The 20,355-nt window shown below is 56.6% G+C and carries 22 protein-coding genes; 11 read left to right on the top strand and 11 right to left on the bottom strand.

Going from position 1 to position 20,355, the window contains the following annotated elements; translation table 11 throughout:
* The first annotated feature begins 50 nt into the window (after nt 1–50).
* The 5 genes from zwf to AUP42_RS15785 are packed head-to-tail and all read left to right on the top strand — an operon-like array spanning nt 51 to nt 5,800.
* Entirely contained in the window at nt 51–1,556 is a 1,506-nt protein-coding gene (zwf, locus tag AUP42_RS15805; RefSeq protein ID WP_062952566.1) for a glucose-6-phosphate dehydrogenase, read from the top strand.
* 4 nt (nt 1,557–1,560) lie between these two features.
* Nucleotides 1,561–2,355 (top strand): 6-phosphogluconolactonase, encoded by a 795-nt coding sequence (gene pgl, locus AUP42_RS15800; protein ID WP_062952565.1) that lies wholly within the window; start codon nt 1,561–1,563, stop codon nt 2,353–2,355.
* Between the two features lie 5 nt (nt 2,356–2,360).
* Nucleotides 2,361–4,199, top strand: a complete 1,839-nt coding sequence (edd, locus tag AUP42_RS15795) for a phosphogluconate dehydratase (RefSeq protein WP_062952564.1) — start codon at nt 2,361–2,363, stop codon at nt 4,197–4,199.
* On the top strand, nt 4,199–5,137 hold the full coding sequence (gene glk / locus AUP42_RS15790) for a glucokinase (protein WP_062952563.1): 939 nt from the start codon (nt 4,199–4,201) through the stop codon (nt 5,135–5,137). The genes edd and glk overlap by 1 nt, the downstream gene beginning before the upstream one ends.
* Nucleotides 5,138–5,158: 21 nt before the next feature.
* Nucleotides 5,159–5,800 (top strand): bifunctional 4-hydroxy-2-oxoglutarate aldolase/2-dehydro-3-deoxy-phosphogluconate aldolase, encoded by a 642-nt coding sequence (locus AUP42_RS15785; RefSeq protein WP_062952562.1) that lies wholly within the window; start codon nt 5,159–5,161, stop codon nt 5,798–5,800.
* Nucleotides 5,801–5,875: 75 nt separating this feature from the next.
* On the opposite strand, the gene AUP42_RS15780 is transcribed toward AUP42_RS15785, so the two are convergent.
* A complete protein-coding gene (locus tag AUP42_RS15780) occupies nt 5,876–6,109 on the bottom strand; it encodes a hypothetical protein (RefSeq protein ID WP_062952561.1) in 234 nt (77 codons plus the stop codon).
* A 150-nt stretch (nt 6,110–6,259) separates the two neighbouring features.
* Between AUP42_RS15780 and AUP42_RS15775 the strand changes: the two genes are divergently transcribed.
* Complete coding sequence (locus tag AUP42_RS15775; RefSeq protein ID WP_062952971.1) at nt 6,260–7,129, top strand: LysR family transcriptional regulator; 870 nt, start codon at nt 6,260–6,262, stop codon at nt 7,127–7,129.
* Nucleotides 7,130–7,260: 131 nt separating this feature from the next.
* On the opposite strand, the gene AUP42_RS15770 is transcribed toward AUP42_RS15775, so the two are convergent.
* A complete protein-coding gene (locus AUP42_RS15770) occupies nt 7,261–7,482 on the bottom strand; it encodes a DUF1127 domain-containing protein (RefSeq protein ID WP_062952560.1) in 222 nt (73 codons plus the stop codon).
* Nucleotides 7,483–7,606: 124 nt separating this feature from the next.
* Between AUP42_RS15770 and AUP42_RS15765 the strand changes: the two genes are divergently transcribed.
* The 4 genes from AUP42_RS15765 to AUP42_RS15750 all read left to right on the top strand — a co-directional run bounded on the left by AUP42_RS15765 (nt 7,607) and on the right by AUP42_RS15750 (nt 10,450).
* Entirely contained in the window at nt 7,607–8,476 is an 870-nt protein-coding gene (locus AUP42_RS15765; protein WP_062952559.1) for a LysR family transcriptional regulator, read from the top strand.
* A gap of 139 nt (nt 8,477–8,615) precedes the next feature.
* On the top strand, nt 8,616–9,170 hold the full coding sequence (locus AUP42_RS15760; RefSeq protein ID WP_062952970.1) for a sigma-70 family RNA polymerase sigma factor: 555 nt from the start codon (nt 8,616–8,618) through the stop codon (nt 9,168–9,170).
* Nucleotides 9,167–9,883 (top strand): anti-sigma factor, encoded by a 717-nt coding sequence (locus AUP42_RS15755; RefSeq protein WP_062952558.1) that lies wholly within the window; start codon nt 9,167–9,169, stop codon nt 9,881–9,883. The genes AUP42_RS15760 and AUP42_RS15755 overlap by 4 nt, the downstream gene beginning before the upstream one ends.
* Before the next feature lie 132 nt (nt 9,884–10,015).
* Nucleotides 10,016–10,450 (top strand): DUF7282 domain-containing protein, encoded by a 435-nt coding sequence (locus AUP42_RS15750; protein ID WP_156484638.1) that lies wholly within the window; start codon nt 10,016–10,018, stop codon nt 10,448–10,450.
* A 56-nt stretch (nt 10,451–10,506) separates the two neighbouring features.
* Here the strand turns inward: AUP42_RS15750 and AUP42_RS15745 are convergent, their stop codons facing one another.
* From AUP42_RS15745 to AUP42_RS15730, 4 genes are all read right to left on the bottom strand, one after another.
* The gene (locus AUP42_RS15745) at nt 10,507–11,511 is read right to left on the bottom strand and encodes a nickel/cobalt transporter (protein WP_231858312.1); all 1,005 of its coding nucleotides are present in this window, start codon (nt 11,509–11,511) and stop codon (nt 10,507–10,509) included.
* Nucleotides 11,435–12,097: a DUF1007 family protein gene (locus AUP42_RS15740; protein ID WP_062952967.1), complete on the bottom strand. Its 663-nt coding sequence runs from the start codon at nt 12,095–12,097 to the stop codon at nt 11,435–11,437. The genes AUP42_RS15745 and AUP42_RS15740 overlap by 77 nt, the downstream gene beginning before the upstream one ends.
* 16 nt (nt 12,098–12,113) lie before the next feature.
* Nucleotides 12,114–13,226: a zinc ABC transporter substrate-binding protein gene (locus tag AUP42_RS15735; protein ID WP_062952557.1), complete on the bottom strand. Its 1,113-nt coding sequence runs from the start codon at nt 13,224–13,226 to the stop codon at nt 12,114–12,116.
* Between the two features lie 265 nt (nt 13,227–13,491).
* A complete protein-coding gene (locus AUP42_RS15730; protein ID WP_231858311.1) occupies nt 13,492–14,463 on the bottom strand; it encodes an amino acid ABC transporter permease in 972 nt (323 codons plus the stop codon).
* A 68-nt stretch (nt 14,464–14,531) separates the two neighbouring features.
* Between AUP42_RS15730 and AUP42_RS15725 the strand changes: the two genes are divergently transcribed.
* Nucleotides 14,532–15,368, top strand: a complete 837-nt coding sequence (locus tag AUP42_RS15725) for a transporter substrate-binding domain-containing protein (RefSeq protein WP_062952556.1) — start codon at nt 14,532–14,534, stop codon at nt 15,366–15,368.
* Nucleotides 15,369–15,437: 69 nt separating this feature from the next.
* Here the strand turns inward: AUP42_RS15725 and AUP42_RS15720 are convergent, their stop codons facing one another.
* From AUP42_RS15720 to AUP42_RS15700, 5 genes are all read right to left on the bottom strand, one after another.
* Nucleotides 15,438–16,049 (bottom strand): hypothetical protein, encoded by a 612-nt coding sequence (locus AUP42_RS15720; RefSeq protein WP_062952555.1) that lies wholly within the window; start codon nt 16,047–16,049, stop codon nt 15,438–15,440.
* The gene (locus AUP42_RS15715) at nt 16,046–16,669 is read right to left on the bottom strand and encodes a hypothetical protein (RefSeq protein ID WP_062952554.1); all 624 of its coding nucleotides are present in this window, start codon (nt 16,667–16,669) and stop codon (nt 16,046–16,048) included. The genes AUP42_RS15720 and AUP42_RS15715 overlap by 4 nt, the downstream gene beginning before the upstream one ends.
* A gap of 68 nt (nt 16,670–16,737) precedes the next feature.
* Nucleotides 16,738–18,282 carry an ABC transporter substrate-binding protein gene (locus AUP42_RS15710; protein ID WP_062952553.1) on the bottom strand — a complete coding sequence of 515 codons (1,545 nt, stop codon included), beginning with the start codon at nt 18,280–18,282 and terminating at the stop codon, nt 16,738–16,740.
* Nucleotides 18,283–18,292: 10 nt separating this feature from the next.
* On the bottom strand, nt 18,293–19,162 hold the full coding sequence (locus AUP42_RS15705) for an ABC transporter permease (protein WP_062952552.1): 870 nt from the start codon (nt 19,160–19,162) through the stop codon (nt 18,293–18,295).
* The gene (locus tag AUP42_RS15700; protein WP_062952551.1) at nt 19,163–20,101 is read right to left on the bottom strand and encodes an ABC transporter permease; all 939 of its coding nucleotides are present in this window, start codon (nt 20,099–20,101) and stop codon (nt 19,163–19,165) included.
* Between the last annotated feature and the right edge of the window lie 254 nt (nt 20,102–20,355).

The raw sequence follows: 20,355 nt of genomic DNA, 5'->3' as shown, positions 1-20,355 counted from the left end.
GACGGGGAGGAAACGAGTGAGAGCAGTTCGCTTGGAAGGCTTAGGGCAAGATGACACAAACGACGACGCAGCGCCAACGGCTGAAGCATCGTATCGCTGATATCGTGATTTTCGGTGGGACCGGAGATTTGGCGTTACGCAAACTTTTCCCCGCACTTTACGAAATGGAACGTACCGGGCGTTTCGATGATTCCACCCGCATTTTCGGCGCCTCGCGCAGCGAACATTCCGATGACGAATTCCGCACCAAGCTGGAAGAAGCCGGAAAAAAGTACATTCCCAAAGGCGAATTTGACGCCAAGGTCTGGAAAAAGTTTGCAGCCCGCATCGCCTATGTTCAGGTTTCCGCCGGGGATGAAACTGGCTTCAAAATCCTGCATGAAAAGCTTGCCGATCAGCCGGATCGGGACCGCGTCTATTATTTCTCGACCAGCCCTTCGCTGTTTGCCGATATGGCCTTTAACCTTGAGAAAGCCGGTCTGGTAACGCCCAATTCGCGCGTTGTGCTTGAAAAGCCGCTGGGCCACGATCTTGAAAGCTGCCGTGAAATCAACGGCCAGATTGGTGAAGTCTTCGAAGAACACCAGATATTCCGTATCGACCATTATCTTGGCAAGGAAACGGTGCAGAACCTTTTGATCCTGCGCTTTGCCAATGCGATGTTCGAACCATTGTGGAACAGCGCGCATATTGATCACGTGCAGATCACGGTTGGCGAGGAAGTCGGCGTCGAAGGGCGCTGGTCCTATTATGACGATGCCGGTGCGATGCGCGACATGGTTCAGAACCATATGTTGCAGCTTCTCTGCCTTGTCGCGATGGAAGCCCCGCATGTTCTCGATCAGGACGCGGTGCGTGATGAAAAGGTCAAGGTGCTCAAGGCGCTCAAACCGATCAATGATTCCAATATCGACAGCGCAACCGTGCGCGGCCAGTACCGCAATGGTGCCGTCGGCGGCAAGGAAGTCCCGGGTTATCTTGAAGAAGAAGGTGCCAATATCGACAGCACCACCGAAACATTCGTTGCCATCCGGGCCGAACTGAATAACTGGCGCTGGGCTGGTGTGCCGTTCTATCTGCGGACCGGTAAACGCTTGCCGAAACGCCATTCGGAAATTGTCATCCAGTTCCGCGATGTGCCGCACCAGATTTTCCCGCTGGCAAAATCCATGACCAATTATCAGGCCAACCGCCTTGTTCTGCGTTTGCAGCCTGATGACGGCATCCATCTGGTTCTGAATACCAAGAATCCGGGGCCGGGTCTTGTGCGCCTGCGTCCGACGGCGCTTAACCTGTCCTTTGCCGAGGCGTTCGGCGGTCGCAGCCCGGATGCTTACGAGCGTCTTCTGCTGGATGCGATTGATGGCAATAACACGCTGTTCGTCCGCCGCGATGAACAGGACATTGCCTGGCAGTGGGTCGATGCCATTCAGGAAGCATGGCAAAGCAATCACATCACGCCCAAGGGGTATACCTCGGGCACGTGGGGGCCTTCGGCGGCCATCGCGCTGATCGAGCGTGACGGCCGGACCTGGAACGAAGAAGCCGGATTCTGATGACATGCGGGTCGCAACACCTTTTGGTGTGGCGGCCTTGCGTGACGATGAACCGGTTCCCAATTTTCTGGACGAAGACATGACAAACGAACGCATTTTCCAAAGCGGCGATGACATGCTTGCGGCCATGGTCAAGGAAACCGTGGAACGCCTTGAATTCGCCATTGCGACCCGCGGCCATGCCAGCATGGCGGTGGCCGGTGGCCGTTTCCCCAAACCGCTCTTTGAAAAACTCTCGACCGTCAAACTGGATTGGTCGAAAGTCACCGTCACCCTTGGCGATGATCGCTGGGTGGGGCTGGATGACGATCAGTCAAACGAAAAGCTGGTTCGCGATCATTTCCTGATCAATGAAGCCCAGCATGCGCGTTTTGTGTCGCTGAAAACCGGCGATGCCAATCCCGAAGACGCGATTTCAACGGTTTCAAGCCGCCTTCGCACCGATCTGAACTGGCCGCTTGATATCGTGTATCTGGGCATGGGTGATGATGGCCATACGGCATCCCTGTTCCCGTCATCCGCGCCCGATGCCCTGCAAAAGGGACTGTATCCCGCCCATGGCGAACTGGTTGCCGCCGCGCGCCCGACCGTATCCCCGGTCCCGCGCATCAGCATGACTTTGCCCGCCATCCTTAATGCCCGGTATATTGGCATCCATATTACCGGACAATCCAAATGGTCGACCTTTGAAACCGCGAAAAACGGCACCGAGATCGAAGAAATGCCGGTTCGCGCAATCTTGCAGCAGACTGACATCCCCGTCGATCTGTGGTGGAGCGCCGAGAACCCGAAAGGCTGAACCCCATGAAACGTGAATTAGAACAGATTACCAAACGCATCATCGAACGTTCCAAGCCGACCCGCGAGGCATATCTGGAACGCATCGAAGCTGCCGCGTCCGACCGTCCGCATCGCTCATCCCTGTCATGCGGCAACCTTGCCCATGCGTCTGCGGGCTGCAGTGCGGCAGACAAGGAACGCATCAATGGCGACGAAGGTGCCAATCTGGGCATCGTGACATCCTATAACGATATGCTGTCCGCCCATCAGCCTCTTGGTGTCTATCCCGACCGCATCAAAAAGGCCGTGTTCGAAGCCGGCGCAACCGCACAGGTTGCCGGCGGCGTGCCCGCCATGTGCGATGGCGTGACGCAAGGCCGCCCGGGCATGGAATTGTCCCTGTTTTCGCGGGATGTGATTGCGATGTCGACGGCGGTATCGCTGTCCCATGATGTGTTTGATGCCGCCCTTTATCTTGGTGTCTGCGATAAAATCGTACCGGGTCTGGTGATGGGCGCACTTGCCTATGGCCATATTCCGGCGGTGTTTGTCCCGGCCGGTCCGATGCCGTCCGGTTTGCCCAACAATGAAAAGGCCCGCATCCGGCAGCTTTACGCTCAAGGCAAGGTCGGCCGCAAGGAACTGCTCGAAGCGGAAACCGCGTCCTATCACAGCCCGGGGACCTGTACCTTCTATGGTACGGCGAACTCCAACCAGATGCTGATGGAAATCATGGGTCTGCATTTGCCCGGTGCGGCGTTCGTCAATCCGAACACCGATCTGCGTGATGCCCTGACCGAAGAAGCCGCCCGTCGTGCGCTTCAGATCACCAAACTTGGCAATGATTACCGTCCGGTTGGCAAAATTCTCGATGAAAAGGCATTCGTGAACGGCATTATCGGTCTGCTTGCGACCGGTGGGTCGACCAACCATACCCTGCATCTTCCGGCGATGGCACGTGCCGCAGGGATCGAACTTCGCTGGGAAGATTTCGATGAATTGTCGCGTCTGATCCCGCTTCTGTGCCGGGTTTATCCGAACGGGCAGGCCGATGTGAACCATTTCCACGCCGCGGGCGGCATGGGCTTTGTGATCAGCGACCTTCTGAAAAACGGTCTTCTGCATCCTGATCTTCAGACCATCCATACCGGCGGCATGGCGGCCTATGGCACCGAGCCGTATCTGGACAATGGCAAATTGTCGTGGCGTGATGCCCCGGCCACCAGCCATGACGAGGAAATCCTGCGTCCGGCCGAAAAGGCGTTCAGTGCCGATGGCGGCCTTCGGATGCTGTCGGGCAACCTCGGCCGTTCGGTGATCAAGGTATCGGCGGTGAAACCGGAAAACCGTGTGATCGAAGCCCCGGCTGCGGTCTTCACCTCGCAGGAAGAAATGATGCAGGCGTTCAAGGACGGTAAACTGCATCGCGATGTTGTCTGTGTTGTCCGTTTCCAGGGGGCCAAGGCCAATGGCATGCCGGAACTGCACAAACTGACCCCGCCGCTTGGCGTGTTGCAGGACCTTGGTTACAAGGTCGCCCTTGTCACCGATGGCCGCATGTCGGGCGCATCGGGCAAGGTCCCGGCGGCAATCCATGTCACCCCCGAAGCCATGATGAATGGTCCGATTGCCAAGGTGAAAGACGGCGATATCGTGCGTCTGGATGCCGAAACCGGCGAACTGATCCTGAACGTGACCGAGGCCGAACTGGCCAAGCGTGACTTCGCAACCTTTGATAACAAGGCCGAACATCAGACCGGTTTCGGTCGTGAATTGTTCGGTGTCTTCCGCGAACATGTCGGACTGGCCGAACTGGGAGCCAGTGCGGTGCTTCCGGGGGCAGCCGAGGTCGAGGTAGCATAATGCGGCTGGTTGGTGATATCGGCGGTACCAACGCCCGCTTTGCCTGGATTGACGAAAGTGGAAACCCGCAATCACCGATGACATTGCCGGTCCGCGATTATGCGACCATCGGCGATGCCATGCGGGATTTCATGGTGAAAACCGATTGTGCGGATCTGAATGAATTTGCGGTTGCCGTGGCCTGCCCGGCATCCGCAGACATCATCAAATTCACCAACAACCCGTGGGTGTTTTCCAAGGACGCGCTCAAGGCCGAATTTGGTCTTGATCGTCTGGTGGTGGTCAATGACTTTACCGGCCTTGCGATGTCCGTACCCTATCTTGGCGACGAAGACCTGATCACGCTGTTTGATGGTCCGGGGCGCCCGGGATTGCCATTGGCGGTGATCGGGGCGGGGACCGGGCTTGGCGTTTCGGGGCTTCTGCGCCATGACGATCACTGGATTCCGATCCAGGGCGAAGGCGGCCATGTGTCACTGCCCGCCGTCGATGATCTCGATTATGAAATCGTCAAGTTCCTGACGGCTGAACTGGGCCGCGTGTCGGCCGAACGTATCCTGTCGGGGATGGGGCTTGAAAACCTCTATCGCGCGCTTGCCGCCATTGACGGGATCGACGTGGCACCGCTCAGTGCCGCTGAAATCGTTGAAAATGCCATGCAGAAAAACGATCCGCTTTGCCTTAAGGTGCTGGATCGGTTCTGTCTGTTCATGGGCGGGGTGGCCGGTGATCTGGTCCTGACGCTTGGCGCATTCGACGGCGTATTTATCGGTGGCGGCATTGGTCCGCGCATTGCCGACTTTATGAAACAAAGCGGCCTTAAGGATCGTATGATCGCCAAGGGCCGTTTCCATGATTTGATGAATGATGTGCCGGTGCGCCTGATGACGGCGAAATACCCGGCCCTGATCGGTTGTGCCAAGATTTTGACGGCCTGACCGAAAACTGGAGGATACCCAATGAGCCTTTCGTCACGCGAAATTCTGTCCAAGGCCCCGGTCGTACCGGTTCTGGTGATCGAAGACGCCAATGATGCCGTTCCGCTTGCAAAGGCGCTGGTGGCCGGTGGCTTGCCGGTGCTTGAAATCACCCTGCGCAGTGCCGCAGCCGAAGAAAGCATCAAACGCATCATCGCCGAAGTGCCAGATGCCATTACCGGTGCGGGCACCGTGATCAATGCCAAGCAGATGGAACGCATGGCAAAAATCGGCTGTGCCTTTGCCGTGTCGCCCGGCCATACCAAAAGCCTTCTGAAGGCGGCCAAGGATACCGGCGTGCCGTTGCTTCCGGGGGCCGGAACCCCGTCAGAGATCATGTATCTGCTTGAACATGGTTACGACATGTTGAAATTCTTCCCCGCCGAACAGCAGGGCGGTGTTTCGATGCTCAAAGCCCTGTCCGGGCCGCTGCCGCAGGTCAAATTCTGCCCGACGGGTGGTGTGTCGCTGGCAAATCTTGGCGACTATCTGGCCCTGCCAAACATCATTACCGTCGGTGGTTCATGGGTGGCACCCAAGGATGCGGTCAAGGCCGGTGACTGGGCAACCATCACCCGCCTTGCACAGGAAGCCTCCGACAAGGTTGCCGAACTGCGCGGCTGATTGCCCCTGATAGACGACTGCAAAAAAGGAGCCCGTTACGGGCTCCTTTTTCATTGGTGGGGCGGGGGATCTTCATCAGACAATGCGCGTAACGCGCCATTGGTTGCCATCAAATGTGCGTTGCAGTCCGACATCGCGAAGCTGATCGTCGCTAAGATGCGCCATCACTTCGCGTTCGTTCTTGCGTTTGCGGGCGTCGGCCGAATAGTTGGTGATCTTGTCGATCAGACGGCCAAACGGCACGCGGTTGGCGATCGGGTCGGTACGGATGTCGAAGTCCTGTGCTTTGGTCGGGGGCCGATAGGTCATGGTGTCCTCCTGGTTTCCAAAAAACCGTATTCCGTCGATGAACTGATCCTCTCATATGCAAAATAAAACGGGAATTTGGTTGTTTCGCAGATTTAATGTGCAAAAATAAACGGAACTGATGATCCCCGATCATATGAACTGGTCATGCACATGAACTGGAACGACCTGCGCTATTTCCTGATCCTTGCCGAGGAAGGCAGCCTTTCGGGGGCTGCCCGACGGCTGCGCAAGGAACACACCACCGTCGCCCGCCGGATCGAGGCGCTTGAAGACGCGGTGGGAACCAAGCTGTTTGACCGTCTCCCGCGCGGCTGGCAATTGACCATCGCCGGGCAGAACCTTGTGCCGGTGGCCGAACGGGTCGAGGCCGAGGCGCTTGGCTTTGAAAGGCAGGCCAAAGGCGACGAAGCCGCCCACGGTGTGGTGCGCATATCGGTTCCCCCGGTGGCAGGGCGGGTTTTGTTTGCCCCGCGTCTGGCGCAATTGCTGACCGCGCACAAGGGGCTGGAATTTGAAATTATCGGGGCGTCCAATGTCGTCAATCTAGCCCGGCGCGAGGCCGATCTGGCGGTGCGCATGGTCACCCCGCGCGAACCCGGCCTGATCACCCGCAAGCTGGTCGAGCTTGGCGTCGGCCTTTATGCCGCACGGGGATATAGCGCGCGCGTGCCTGAACAGGATTGGGAATTTTGCGGCTACGAGGATACATCCTATGGGGCCGCCAAAAAGGAATGGGTGCGCAATATTATGGGGCGTGAACTGCCCTGCCGTTTCCGGGCCGATGATACGGAATCCGTGCGCCAGTTCATCGCCGCCGGGCACGGGGTGGGGGTGTTGCCACGCTATCTGGCGGACGGGGACGAACGGCTTGAACTGATCCGGGCCGATACGGCGGGCGAAAGCCGCGAAACCGCATGGCTGGTGGTGCATCCCGATATGCGCCGCTCCCCCGGTGTGCGGCTTGTCATGGATGCCCTGATCAAGGCCGCCGACAGCATTTCGGCAGAATTTCAGGTGTGAAAAACAAAAAGAGACCCCGTGCTGTGTATCTGCGCGGGATCTCTTTTGCTGCCTGAGGGAGGCATATCAAAGCGTGTCGATTGCCAGAATGAAAGGGTCAGGAACCCCGATCAGGCACCGCCTTGAATCTTTTAATAATTGTCACGCGGGGTGTAACCGCTTTCGCTGCGTTCCAGTCCGATATCGCACAGTTGATGATCCGACAGCCGGTGAAGTGCTGCGCGGCTTTGATGGCGTTTGTACGCGGCCAGCAGGACATCAATCGCAGTCGTCGCAATTTGCGAGACGGTGGGGCGCGAGGGGCGGTTCAACCGGACATTGGCATCGCATTCGATATGATGGGAGACGGCCATGTCGAAATCTCCTTGTTCGGGGGCTCGTTTGATATGGCGTGATCATGACATGCGCATAAATCTCATGTAATTCCGATAAAATGCGCTATGATTGTGCAAATTTGCGCAAGCGGGATAAGCCACCATGAACTGGAACGATCTGCGATATTTTGTCGTACTGGCAGGTGAAGGCACGCTTTCCGGTGCCGCCCGAAAGCTCGGCAAGGATCACACCACCGTTGCAAGACGGATCGAGGCCCTTGAACAGGATGTCGGGGCGCGGCTGTTTGATCGGCTGGGGACGGGATGGTCTCTGACCGATGCCGGTGAAAATCTTGTACCCGTCGCGGCAAAGATCGAGGAAGACGTTCTTGCCTTTGAACGTCAGGCACGTGGCGATGAAACCGCGCACGGTGTGGTGCGCATTGCCGTGCCACCAGTGGCAGGTCGCATATTGTTTGCGCCGCGCCTTGCCGAACTTCTGAAAGACCAGCGCGATCTGGAATATGAAATCCTTGGTTCCAGCGTGATTGCCAATCTGGCACGGCGGGAGGCCGACGTGGCGGTGCGTATGGCAACCCCGGATCAAAGCGGGCTGATCGCGCGCAAGCTGACCGATATACGATATGCGGTTTACGCCGTGCGCGGTTACACCGCCAATGTGCCGGAAAGGGATTGGGAATTTTGTGCCGACGGGCGCAATAGCTTTGGCGACTATCAGCAGGGCTGGGTATGGGATCAGCTTAACCGCAAATTGCCGATGCGGGTCAAATCCGACGATACCCAGACCGTGCTGGCCTTTGTTGCTGCGGGATACGGGCTTGGCCTTCTGCCGCGTTATCTGGCGGACGAGGATGACAGGCTGGAACTTGTCACCGATGACGTGACCAATGAACTCAGCAAACCGGTCTGGCTGGTCGTTCATCCCGATATTCGCCGCTCGCCCGCGGTACGGATGGTGATGGATGCCCTGATCAAGGCAACCGACGCCATCCCTGACCAGTATAAATGCTGATGGATACAGGTTTTTCTGATCGGATAACTGATCAACCTTGCCAATCTGCACGTATGAATTGATGGCTCGGGATCAAATATCCCGGAAAATGGTACATTGGTTCGTCGCAGGGTTGCGGCGGCGATATTTGGCGGATGGCATGGGGACATCAACCCGGGATCTGGAACAGTTTCTGGCACGTGCGGCCGACGGCGATATGGACGCCTTCGGACATCTTTATCATGCGACATCGGCGAAACTTTTCGGCATTGTCCTGCGTATCTTGAAAAACAGGGCCCAAAGCGAGGATATCCTGCAGGAAATCTATGTGCGGGTCTGGGAACGTGCCGGTGATTTCGAACCGGGCCGTGCGTCGATCATTACCTGGATGGCAACGATTGCGCGGAACCGGGCGATTGATGCGCTGCGTCGTGACAAACGTCATGACGCGGTGGTTGATGATTTCGATATCGATCAACTGGCCGATCATGACGATCTGTCGGTTGCCGATGATGCCGAACGCAATGATGACCTGCGCCAGCTTGAAATCTGCCTTGGCGGGCTTGATGATGATCGCCGCACAATGGTCAGGCTGGCCTATCTTGACGGATTTTCGCGTGCCGAACTGGCAGAACGGTTTGCCCAGCCGGTCGGCACGATCAAGACATGGCTGCATCGCAGCCTGAAACAATTAAGGGAATGCCTCGGATCATGACCGACCGGGAAGATATCGACATGCTGGCCGCGGAATATGTGTTGGGAACACTTGATCCCGACATGCGCCGCATTGTCGATGAACGCCGGTCGCACGAGGATGACCTGGAGGCCGCGATTGCCGATTGGGAAAAACGCCTGTCGCCATTAAACGCGCATTACCGCGATGAAATACCGTCGCGCGATCTGTTTCCCGGTATCCGTGCGCGGATAGAAGGGGCGCGTGTGCAGGCGGATAATATTGTCGAAATCGATCTGCTTAAACGCAAACTCGCCCGCTGGCGGATCGGGACATTTGCTACCGGCGCACTGGCGGCAAGCCTGATGGTGGCCGTTCTGGTATCAGATTTTGCCACCCCGGTTCAGGACCGGCAATTTGTCGCCGTCTTCCATCGTGACGATACCCAGCCCGCCTTTGTCATGAGCATCGATCTTGATACCCGTGCCGTGATCATCCGTCCGGTATCCGCGACCCTTCCCGAAGGCAAGACCTATCAGTTATGGATCGCATCCGATCAGTTGGGCCCGGCACCAAAATCGCTTGGGCTGCTTGAAAACGCGTCCGTGCCAACAATCCGGTCGCTGGGGGAATTTGATCCGGCCCTGCTGCGCAATGCGACCTTTGGCATCAGTCTGGAACCCGAAGGCGGATCGCCAACCGGGCGTCCGACGGGGCCTGCCATTCATGGCCGTCTGATCCCGGTCGAACACTGATTTCAAAAAAAAGTTTCCCGATCTGAAACCCGGCCGGTCTGGTCTGCGTAGCTTCGATGTGCGCAACAAAGCGCGACACGAGCGGACGGCAGACAAAAGCCTGTCCCGGTTCAACAGACAAGGAGACTTCAAATGCTGGTGACCAAAAAGATGTTCGGTATTCTCGGCGGGGCGCTGATGGCCGGTGCCCTGACTGCCGCCATTCCGACGGCTGCCAACGCCATGGGGCCGATGGTCGATGCGATGGATCAGGATGTTTCGGGCGGAACCGTCAGTGCATCAAAAATCATGGCTGACGAAAATGGCTGGCTGGTGGTGCATCGCACCGATTCCGCGATGAAGCCGGGCCCGGTTGTCGGTTATGCGCCGCTGAAAAAGGGCGAGAACATGGACGTTACCGCCATCCTTCAGGAACCGGTCAAATCCGGTGAAATGCTGATGCTGATGATCCATTCCGAACAGGGCGGTATGAAAACCGGCTATTTCGAATATACGCTGGGTGCCAAGGAAGACGGCCCGATCAAGCCGGATGGCAAACTGGTGATGAAAATCGTGACCGCCGAATAACCGGGGTGGTCCTTTAAATTAAACGGCCCGCAGGCAATCTTGCGGGCCGTTATCTTTTAGATCCAGCCAAGCTGCCGGGCCGCAGACAGCAATAACAACAGGCCAAACAGGGTAATCAACGCGGCCCCCGCCAAGCCAACCCCGCGGCGAAGCAAGCCCGATGTGCTTTCCGAAACACTGAAAAGATGCTGGGTGCCGGTCCGAATGCCGATGGCCGCCAGCCCGATCAGGCTGATGGTCAGCGCCACACCGGCCGCCATGGCAAAGGCCGAGGCAATCCCGATCAGGAACAATCCATTTGCCAGCGTAAACAGCAACACCAGTATCGACCCGGTACAGGGACGCAGGCCGACCACAATCCCGCCCGCAATCATCTGCCAGCGGGACTTGGTGATGGCGTGATCATGGTCATGATGATGTGAGTGATCATGTGAATGGTGGTGATGGTCATGCCCGCCGTGATCGCAACAATCATCGCGTCCCTGCAAAATACGGATACACATCAATCCGCCCAACCCGGCAATCAGGGCATAGGACACGGCTTCCAGAACCAGTCCGTTCTGCGTAATCGCCGCCGGGCCAAGATTAAGGATCAGGGTCAGCGACCCGACAAGAACGATGGCCGTTACTGCCTGAATGCCGGCAATCAGGCTGCCCATGGCAACACCCTGTTTCCATCCGGCATCACGCGACAGGAAATAGGTGGTTGTGACCATCTTGCCATGGCCGGGGCCCGCCGCATGAAACACGCCATAGGCGAATGAAAGCGCGATAATGGTCAGGCCCGGCCACCACGCATCGCCAGTTTTGGCACTGCGCAATGTTGCTGTCATCTGCCGGTTAAGCTGTGTCTGGATCACCACCACCTGACCGACAATATCCGATAGCCATCCCGGCAGGCTGATCAGGCTCTCGCCGTCATTTTGTGTCGTCTGATCGGGAGTATTCGGGGCCTGTTCGCTGCTTGTGCCGCGACCCAGAAGGTTACTGGCTTGTGCTGCGGCCTGATTGCTCGGCAGAAACGAAATCGCCAGCAGAAAGGCCATGATCAGAACCGGCATCCGCAACCTCGTTCTGGCAGGCAAGGTCGGCGCGTATTGGCGAAACCAGATCAAAATAGATGCGGTTCTTTTCATCTTCGCTCATTTCATAGTGGCATTTGAGATGGCGGTTGCCCTTGAACAGGATCGGATCAACCTGGGTAAAGGCAACATCAATATAGAATTCCGCATCATATACCGACAGGGCAACGGCATCTTTTATCGGGTCAAGCGGCTCTTTAAGCGTCAGGGTGAAATCGTAACTCACCCGACGGTCATCGGTAATATCGGCCTTGAAGTCCGTTGCCCCGGCAAAGGTCACAAGCTCCTCGTTCCGGCGCAGATGCGTCAACCATGAAACTTCGGAAAGCAATGCAAACGCATTGTCGTGAACATCGGTGTTTTCTTCATCAAAGAACCGCAAATCATGATTTTTGTCGAACTGGTCAATCAGCGTCAGACTGAACAGGTCATCAAACACCCAATGCAGCCGGATGGCGGTGATTTTGTCGTCTTCAAAAATCATCTGCGCATCGGCATCGATCCAGACATGCGGATGTGCCGATGCCGGCATGCCTGATCCGACCCAAAGGGCGGATGCAAGCATACCGGCAACAAACGTCTTAGGACTGCGACAGGCAGTCCGCCAACGCGCCAGCATTCTGGCGCAGGATGTTCTGATAGGCATCCGGTCCTGCCGGAATATCCGCGCCCAGCGGATCAAGCGTTCCGATATGCGCGCCGGTATCGGCAACCACGGCTTCGACAATCGCCGGGCGGAATTGCGGTTCGGCAAAGACACAGACAGCATTGCTGTCCCGGATTTTGTCTTCGATCTCATGCAGGCGCTTTGCTCCGGGCTTCTGTTCCGGTGAAACAGTAATCGAACCAACCGCATTCAGGCCAAATCCCGCTTCCAGATACTGATAGGCATCATGGAAAACGACAAACGGCTTGCTGCGGACCGGTTCCAGTTGACTGTCCAGATCATTCCCAAGTGCATCAAGGCTTGCAAGGAACTTTTTCAGATTGTCCTGATAGGTGCCTGCATGGTCCGGATCAATTTCACCCAGTTCAGCGGCAATCGCCTTTGCGATAGATGCGCCATTGGCCGGATCAAGCCAGAGATGGGCATCAATACCGTGTTCATCATGATGGTGACCTTCTTCACCTTCGTGCTCGTGCTCGTGCTCATGATCATGGTCATGGTCATGTTCTTCGGCATGGGCGTGATCTTCATGCCCGTCATGGTCATGGTCGTGGGCATCGTGATCATGGGCATCGTGATCATGTTCGTCATGATGTTCATCTTCGTGATCATGATCGTCGTGATCATGGCCGCCATGGTCATGGCTATGGGCTTCCCACGCGCCGCCTTCACGCATTGCCAGGATGGTCAGGCCTTCAACATCGGCCAGTTCAAGCTGATGGGCACCGCCCGACAGGGTTGCCAGCGGTTTTTTCAGAAACCCTTCAAGACTGTGCGACACATAAATCACCAGATCAGCTTCCTGAAGCGACCGGGCTTCGCTGGGACGCAGCGAATAGGCATGCGGTGATGAGGCACCATCAAGCAGCAGAACCGGTTCACCAACGCCTGCCATGATCGCGCTGGCAATGCCGTGGATCGGCTTGATCGATACAACGACCGACGGATTTTCGGCTGCCTGCACCCCATAGGGCAGGGCAAGCAACGGCAGGGCAAGCAGGGCGCGACGAAGGGCAGAAATTGGCATGACATCAATCCGGTTCGAAACGGGGGAATGGCTATTGGTGAGGTATTATTTGTTATGTTATATCATAACGATTCGTCAAGCGATAAATCCCCTCGTGATCCGGTTATGCCTGTTTGAGCCTAATAGGGTTTTCTGTTTGATCCCGATAAGCAAGTTTCGAGTTCGTAACAAAAAATCCGCATCCGTAGTTGAATGCGGATTTTGGGCGGATTTCGGCGCAAAACCAACGTTGGGGAATGGCAATGATATTAACGGGCGGGCCTGATCAGACCCGCACACCCTTGCCGAGCTTTTTCTCGATCCGGCTTTGGATGAATTCGAAAATCCCCGAAAGCGCCCAGTAAATCAGCGCTGCCGAAATCAGCATTTCCATATATTTGAACTCGGACCGGCCATGGGTCCGCGCCAGATACATCAGCTCCCACACGCCCATCACGGATACCAGGGACGAATCTTTCAGCATCGAAATGAACTGGTTACCGGTTGGCGGGATCACCAGCCGCAAGGCCTGTGGCAGGATCACCAGACGCATGACCTGATAGGGTTTAAGTCCGAGTGACAGGGCGGCCTCGGTCTGGCCTTCGGGAACGCCTTCGATACCCGCCCGGAAAATCTCGGCCATATAGGCCCCGTAACAAAGCGACAGGGCGATGATCCCGGCCGGGACAGCCGAAAGGACAATGCCGACCTGCGGCAGGCCGAGATAGATCAGCATGACTTGAAGTAACAGCGGTGTTCCGCGAAAGAACGACGTGTAAAAGGTCGAAATCCCGTAAAACACGCCGTTCTTCGACAAACGCCCAAGGGCTGCCGCCAGGGCCAGCACCGTCGCGCAAAAGATCGACACCAGCGAGATGAAAAGCGTCAGCACCGCACCCTGAAGGAACTCGCCTTCAAGCCTGAGCCCCAGCAGGAAGGGCAGGCGCGAGCCGATGAAATCAAAGCTGAGATCAAAGCTGTAAAAGAACAGGGCAAAGCCCAAAAGAAGCTCCGCCCAGATGATCGTGGTCTGCACCCGGAACGGCAGATTATGCAGCAGACGAAAATTCAGCCAGATCAACCCGCCTATAGCGAGGGCCACGATGACATCGCCAATCATGTTATCCATGCCGATCCAGATGCCCGGCTGGGTCGCCATCAGGATCACGCCGCAAATCCCCGAAAACAGCCCAAGCGGCCAGCCGGGGCCGGTCTTCGTTCGGGGGCGGGATGCGTTTTCAGGCAGGGGCGTGGTCATCGGCGCTGACATTTTCATGAAATTGTATAAAACTGCGTCAGAACTACACAAAAAGAGAGTTTTAGGAAATGGGCTTTCACAAAACCGGGATGCTTCTGGCCGGGGTCACCTTTGCAATTATGCCGTTTGCCAACGGGATGGCGGGCGAAACCCTTGATCGCGTGATGGAAACCGGAACGCTGGTCGGTGCGACGGCCGATGGCTATCCGCCGGTTGCCTTTACCGATGAAAACAATCAGCTAACCGGTTTTGATGTCGAAGTCGCGCGTGAAATCGCCAAACGGCTTGGCGCGGAATTCAAGCCGGTGACACCCTCTTGGGAAGCACAGGTTGCCGGACGCTGGGCCGGGCGGTGGGATATCGCGGTCGGTTCCATGACCCCGACAACCGCACGCGCCGAAGTCCTTGATTTCCCGGCAGTCTATTACTATACCCCGGCAATTCTGGTCACGCATAAGGACAACACAACCTATCAGTCCGCATCCGATCTGGATGGCAAGGTGGTCGGGGCCTGTGCCGCCTGTTCGTATGAAGATTACCTGCGCCATAACCTTGTGATGGATGTCGAGGGCGTGCCGCCCTTCGACTACGAAGTCACACCGGGCCGGATCCAGACCTATGAGTCGGATGGCATGGCCTTTGACGATCTGCGTCTGGGGGACGGTGTGCGCATTGATGCGGTTCTGTCCAACGTGCCGACAGCAACCGCCGCAATTGAAAACGGCATGCCGTTCCGCATGGTGGGCGAGCCGCTGGTCTATGAACCGCTCGCCATCGCAACCGACAAGGGGGATGTAGAATTCAACGCCAAAATCACCGAAATCGTCGATGCCATGCGGGCTGACGGAACGCTAGGCGCCCTTTCGGAAAAATGGTTCGGGGTTGATCTGACCACGGTGAAATAGCCGATCCGACTGCCCGATAAACAAAGCCGCCCGCAACCAAACGTTCGGGCGGCTTTTTGCTATGACTGCTCAGGACGGCGTCATGCCCTTTAACCACGGCAGGAACCCGTCAAGAAACCGTGTCGTCGCGGGCATGAAATGGCTGCCGTGATGATACATCGGGTCCAGCGTGGTGACGATCATCCGGCCCGGCGTGGTGACCGTGTCGTCATAAAGAACCGATCCCAGATCACCGACATCAATTAGCGATACCGCACCTTCGGGCACGATCAGATGCCCGTGATGATGCCATGTCGCATCGGCCAGCGTGATGTGATCAAATAACGGATGATCGGGCGCGGTTACGTGAAGGCCAAGGCTGCCGCCTTCCTTCCACCACCAGAAATTGGTCGGTGTGAAATGCCATTCGATCCCCGAAATCCATTCCGCCGGTCCGGTCGATCCCATGATCACGAGCGTTCTGCCGCTTTCAAGAAACTGCCTGAACTTTTCACGGTGCGGCCGCAACACGGACGGATCGGTACGGCATGACACAATCAGCGTGTCATAATCCTCAAGCACCGTATCGCCCAGTTCACGGGTATAGATCACACCATCAAAAAAGTCGCGATAACGCGGCTCATAAAGCGTTCTGTGATGGTAATAGGTCCCGCCATCAAGGGCTGCAATCCTGCTGGTCATGATGCGCCTTCCTGTCCGTGATCATCGCCACCGGCCCAAAGGCAAAGCTGCGGCACGATCCGTGCGGTGCTGTCTTTTGATCCGGCATACATCCATAAATCATTGCCTGCATGCATCAGGATGCGTCCGCCCTCGGAGCGATGATAAACCCAATCGCACGGCAACCGGTCCGGGCCAACCCCGTGCAGGGCAATCGCGCCCTTGGGTGGCGGATTGTAACCGCGGGCATAAAACCCCGCCACACCGCGCCGGAATGTCAGATGCTGCGTATCCACGCCCTCGAAAACCGGATGATGGGCAAGGCGATGAATGATCAGATTTTCAAGCGACTGGCTTTCAAGCGGAACAAAAGTCTCAAATTCCGGCAACATCGGCCATGCGACATGCCCGTTAAACACAAGCGTCCCGCCCCTGGCAAGGAACCCCTCGATCTTGGTCGTCAGCGTCCCGAAAAAACGCTGATCAAGATGGGCGGGTAACATCAGGGCGGCATAGGGTGAAAGATCGATATCGCTCAGGTCGTAATGATCGATCTGTGCGATATTGGGCGCGTGATCACCCACATCGGGCAAATCATCCCCGGCCCCCTTGATCGGATTGATAAACAGGCAAAGTCCCATGGCTGTTTCCTGCAAGAAAAGCGCGTAAAATCCCGTCCCCGGCGATAATGCCGGGGACGGACAGACCGTCAGTCTTTCGACACACTCTTGAAGTCATAGAAGAAGCCGGACGGATGGATGCGATAACCTTCAACATCCTTGGCCGAGGCCCCGACCGAAACCTTGTGCACCAGCGGAATGATCGGTGCATCGTCATGCAGGATATTTACCGCCCTGCGATAGGTTTCGTCCTTTTCCGCACCGGGCGAAAGGGTCCGTCCGGTATCGACGGCCTCGTTAAAATCGGCATTGTTCCAGAACTGGTAATTCAGCCCGGCCTTCGAATGGAACTGCGATTTAAGGTGCAGGTCCGGATGGCCGGTCATTTCCGGGGTCCAGAACACGACCGAAATGTCATATTCACCGCGCTTGACCAGATCAAGCATCCCTTCCCAGGTATACATCTGCACATCGGTGGCGATGCCGTTCTGGTTCAGAAGGGCGGCAAGTGCCTCGGTAATCGCGGGCATTTCGGTCCGGCTGGAATAGCTGAGGATACGAAGTGTCAGCGGCGCGCCATCCTTTTCCCATTTGCCGTCATTCTGTTCATATCCGGCGTCGTTCAGAAGCGACGTCGCCAGACCGGTATCAAGCTTGAACGGTTCATCGGCCTTGGGCGCCCAATCAAATTGCGGTCCAAAGAAATCCCATGCCGGTTCGCCAATCCCGTCAAGCGCGCCCTTGACGATCAGATCGCGATCCACCAGCGCATTGACCGCCTGACGAATGCGCACATCCGAAAGCGGGCTTTTGTCCCCGGCATTGAACGCACCGTAATAAAGCCCGGCAATCGGTTTGGAATAGACCTTGAAGTTTTCATCGCGTGACAGACGTGCCACATCGGATGGCAGCATATTGTCGATAAAATCAACCTCACCGGCCTCAAGGGCCAGCGTGCGCGAATTGTGATCGGGGATGAACCGGTATTCGACTTTCGAAAGGGCCGGTTTTTCACCCCAATACCCATCAAAACGCGTCACGATGGTACGGTCCTGTTTGCGGTATTCCTCGAACTTCCAGGGGCCGGTGCCGACCGGTTTGACGAACTCACCCGCATCATTGAACGATGCCTTGGCATAAATGCCGGTGATCGCGTCGGTCAACTGGTTGGGAAGTGCGGCAAACGGCTCGTTCGTCTCGATTTCCAGAACCAGCGGTTCGGCCACCGACATCTGCTTGATATTCAAAAGGTCGGCAGCATAAGGCAGCAGCGCAATCACCCGTTCGAGCGAGAATTTGACCGCCTCGGCATCAAGCTTTGTTCCGTCATGGAAGACGACATTTTCACGCAGGTTGAAATGCCAGACAGTCGGTGAAACGCGTTCCCACGATGTCGCAAGACCCGGAATGGTATTCAGGTCATAATCCAGTTTGACCAGCGTATCGAGGATCTCGCTTTCATTGAAAAAGCGTGACCGGCGCGGCTGCATCGCCAGCGGAAGGGCTTCCCACATGGTGCCGACAACCAGCGTATCCTGTTCGGTTGCCGCTGCTTTCTGTGGTGCGGTTGCGATGGCACCGATTGCCAGTGTTGCAAAGGCAAAAGTGCAAAGGGTCTTCCTGAATATCGTCATAATGATCCTTCTAGTGAAGATAGTTGATCTGACTGAGCCGGAAACGATCGCCAAGCGCGTCTCCAAGCAGGTTTACGGCAATGACAAACCCGGCAATGGTCAGGCCCGGCGCCAGAACCAGCCGCGGGTAATCGCGAAGATAGTTGCGGGATTCAGCAATCATCAGGCCCCATTCCGGCGTGCCCGGTTCAACGCCAAGCCCAAGGAAACTGAGCCCGGCAAAGGACAGGATCACCCAGGACATGGAATAGGCGCCAAGCGTCAGAAGCGGCCCGACGATATTGGGAAGGATATGCCGTCTTGCGATCCGGTGATGCGGTGCGCCAAGTGCCTCGGCTGCCATGACATAGGGCTTGGCCCGTTCGACAATCACCGCATTTCGAACGATCCGGGCATAGTCGGTCCAGTGAATGGCAATCAGGGCAATAATAACGGCGTTAAGTCCAAGCCCCAGCACCCCGGCAATGATCATGCTGATTGCCAGTGCCGGGAAAACCGAAATGCCCTCGCAGAACCGCATCAGGATGCGGTCCGGTGTCCCGCCGATCATTGCCGCAACCGTGCCAAGCAGGCTGCCAAACAGCGATGACGCAATCACCACGACAATCGCCGATGCGGTGGTAAGCCGTGCGCCATAAAGCAATCGCGAAAACACGCAGCGTCCCATCGCATCCGTGCCCAGCGGATAATCCAGACTTGGCGGCTGCAACCGAAACAGGAATTGCGTCTGATAGGGATCATGCGGCGCAAAGAACGGCAGGATCAGGATCGCCACCATCACCGATACGACAATGGCGGCATACATATTGCCATTCCGGCCAAGAAGGGTGGCCAGCTTTTCGTGGGCGACGGATTTGGGAACAAAGGACCGCGCCAGCATTCAGACGATCTCGCGCGTGCGGGGATCGTAAACCGATATGGTGATATCGACGATCAGATTGACCAGAATGTAGGATGCTGCAATCAGCAGGAAACAGGCCTGTATCGCCGGATAATCACGATTAAGCAGCGATTCCACCAGATATCGCCCGATCCCCGGCCACGCAAACAGCGTTTCGACAATGATCATGCCATCAAAAATCCGGGCAAATTGCAGCCCGGAAAATGTCAGAAGACCCGGCACGATATTGGGAATGGCATGATGCAGAACCACGCGCCGCCGTCTCCCGCCCTTGGCGCGTGCGGTGCGGATATAGGGTTTTGACAATTCTTCCAGAAGACTGCTGCGCACGAACCGCGACAGAACGCCGGTGATGGATGTCGCAATCACAAGGGTCGGCAAAACGGTATGCTGCCATGTGCCGTGCCCTCCGGTTGGCAACCAGCCAAGTGCAAGCGAAAACAGCAGGGCAAGCAACAGCGAGTACCAGAAATTCGGGATCGACATGCCGATCACGCTGATGATCCCCGCAATCCGATCTATTCTGCTGTCGGGATAAACCGCACACACGATACCGATCGGCACCGCAAGCAACAGGGCAACCGCCAGCGCGCAGACCGCAAGGATCAGCGATTGTTCAATCCGCAACAGAATGTCGGTGATAATCGGTTCGCGGGTCACAAGCGAAAGACCAAGATCGCCCTGCATCAATCCGCCCAGCCAGCGCAGATACTGCAACGGCAATGGATCATTCAGACCATGCGTATCGGCAAATCGCGCAACCTGGGTGGCATCGGGCAGGGTGCCATCCATCTGCGCCATCAACAGGACTTCGGCAAAATCACCCGGCATCAGCCGAAGCAGGGCAAAGCCCGCAACCGAAACGGCAAGCAGCAGAACAAGAGCATGTGCAATGCGGGCTGCCAGGCGGGACGCCATCGGATCGATTTTCCATCTTGCGCTATGAACCGGGAATTCGAAACCGCACCGGGTGCGGCACGAATTAATACCGCAAGTAATATGCAGTTGCATGAAAGTGATGCAACTGATTTCCATTATTAATTAAGGGGCCCGTGAATAAATCGATTGTACCTGCTGATAAAGCACAATCTTTGGGGGTGGTTGTGCCGAAGTCACGGTTTTAGATGGATAGGTTCGTGGCCTGATACAGCTTCAGGTTTTCTTTGGTGCGC

Origin of the sequence: Thalassospira lucentensis, from assembly GCF_001613805.1 — a bacterium.
Lineage (GTDB): Bacteria > Pseudomonadota > Alphaproteobacteria > Rhodospirillales > Thalassospiraceae > Thalassospira > Thalassospira lucentensis_A.
Note: the sequence above shows the minus strand (reverse complement) of the source record. Positions and strands in the feature narration are given on the sequence as shown.

Coding starts and splice junctions, on each gene's coding strand:
- zwf (WP_062952566.1), top strand. CDS start 51: ATGACACAAACGACGACGCAGCGCCAACGGCTGAAGCATCGTATCGCT.
- pgl (WP_062952565.1), top strand. CDS start 1,561: ATGCGGGTCGCAACACCTTTTGGTGTGGCGGCCTTGCGTGACGATGAA.
- edd (WP_062952564.1), top strand. CDS start 2,361: ATGAAACGTGAATTAGAACAGATTACCAAACGCATCATCGAACGTTCC.
- glk (WP_062952563.1), top strand. CDS start 4,199: ATGCGGCTGGTTGGTGATATCGGCGGTACCAACGCCCGCTTTGCCTGG.
- AUP42_RS15785 (WP_062952562.1), top strand. CDS start 5,159: ATGAGCCTTTCGTCACGCGAAATTCTGTCCAAGGCCCCGGTCGTACCG.
- AUP42_RS15780 (WP_062952561.1), bottom strand. CDS start 6,109: ATGACCTATCGGCCCCCGACCAAAGCACAGGACTTCGACATCCGTACC.
- AUP42_RS15775 (WP_062952971.1), top strand. CDS start 6,260: ATGAACTGGAACGACCTGCGCTATTTCCTGATCCTTGCCGAGGAAGGC.
- AUP42_RS15770 (WP_062952560.1), bottom strand. CDS start 7,482: ATGGCCGTCTCCCATCATATCGAATGCGATGCCAATGTCCGGTTGAAC.
- AUP42_RS15765 (WP_062952559.1), top strand. CDS start 7,607: ATGAACTGGAACGATCTGCGATATTTTGTCGTACTGGCAGGTGAAGGC.
- AUP42_RS15760 (WP_062952970.1), top strand. CDS start 8,616: ATGGGGACATCAACCCGGGATCTGGAACAGTTTCTGGCACGTGCGGCC.
- AUP42_RS15755 (WP_062952558.1), top strand. CDS start 9,167: ATGACCGACCGGGAAGATATCGACATGCTGGCCGCGGAATATGTGTTG.
- AUP42_RS15750 (WP_156484638.1), top strand. CDS start 10,016: ATGCTGGTGACCAAAAAGATGTTCGGTATTCTCGGCGGGGCGCTGATG.
- AUP42_RS15745 (WP_231858312.1), bottom strand. CDS start 11,511: ATGCCGGTTCTGATCATGGCCTTTCTGCTGGCGATTTCGTTTCTGCCG.
- AUP42_RS15740 (WP_062952967.1), bottom strand. CDS start 12,097: ATGCTTGCATCCGCCCTTTGGGTCGGATCAGGCATGCCGGCATCGGCA.
- AUP42_RS15735 (WP_062952557.1), bottom strand. CDS start 13,226: ATGCCAATTTCTGCCCTTCGTCGCGCCCTGCTTGCCCTGCCGTTGCTT.
- AUP42_RS15730 (WP_231858311.1), bottom strand. CDS start 14,463: ATGACCACGCCCCTGCCTGAAAACGCATCCCGCCCCCGAACGAAGACC.
- AUP42_RS15725 (WP_062952556.1), top strand. CDS start 14,532: ATGGGCTTTCACAAAACCGGGATGCTTCTGGCCGGGGTCACCTTTGCA.
- AUP42_RS15720 (WP_062952555.1), bottom strand. CDS start 16,049: ATGACCAGCAGGATTGCAGCCCTTGATGGCGGGACCTATTACCATCAC.
- AUP42_RS15715 (WP_062952554.1), bottom strand. CDS start 16,669: ATGGGACTTTGCCTGTTTATCAATCCGATCAAGGGGGCCGGGGATGAT.
- AUP42_RS15710 (WP_062952553.1), bottom strand. CDS start 18,282: ATGACGATATTCAGGAAGACCCTTTGCACTTTTGCCTTTGCAACACTG.
- AUP42_RS15705 (WP_062952552.1), bottom strand. CDS start 19,162: ATGCTGGCGCGGTCCTTTGTTCCCAAATCCGTCGCCCACGAAAAGCTG.
- AUP42_RS15700 (WP_062952551.1), bottom strand. CDS start 20,101: ATGGCGTCCCGCCTGGCAGCCCGCATTGCACATGCTCTTGTTCTGCTG.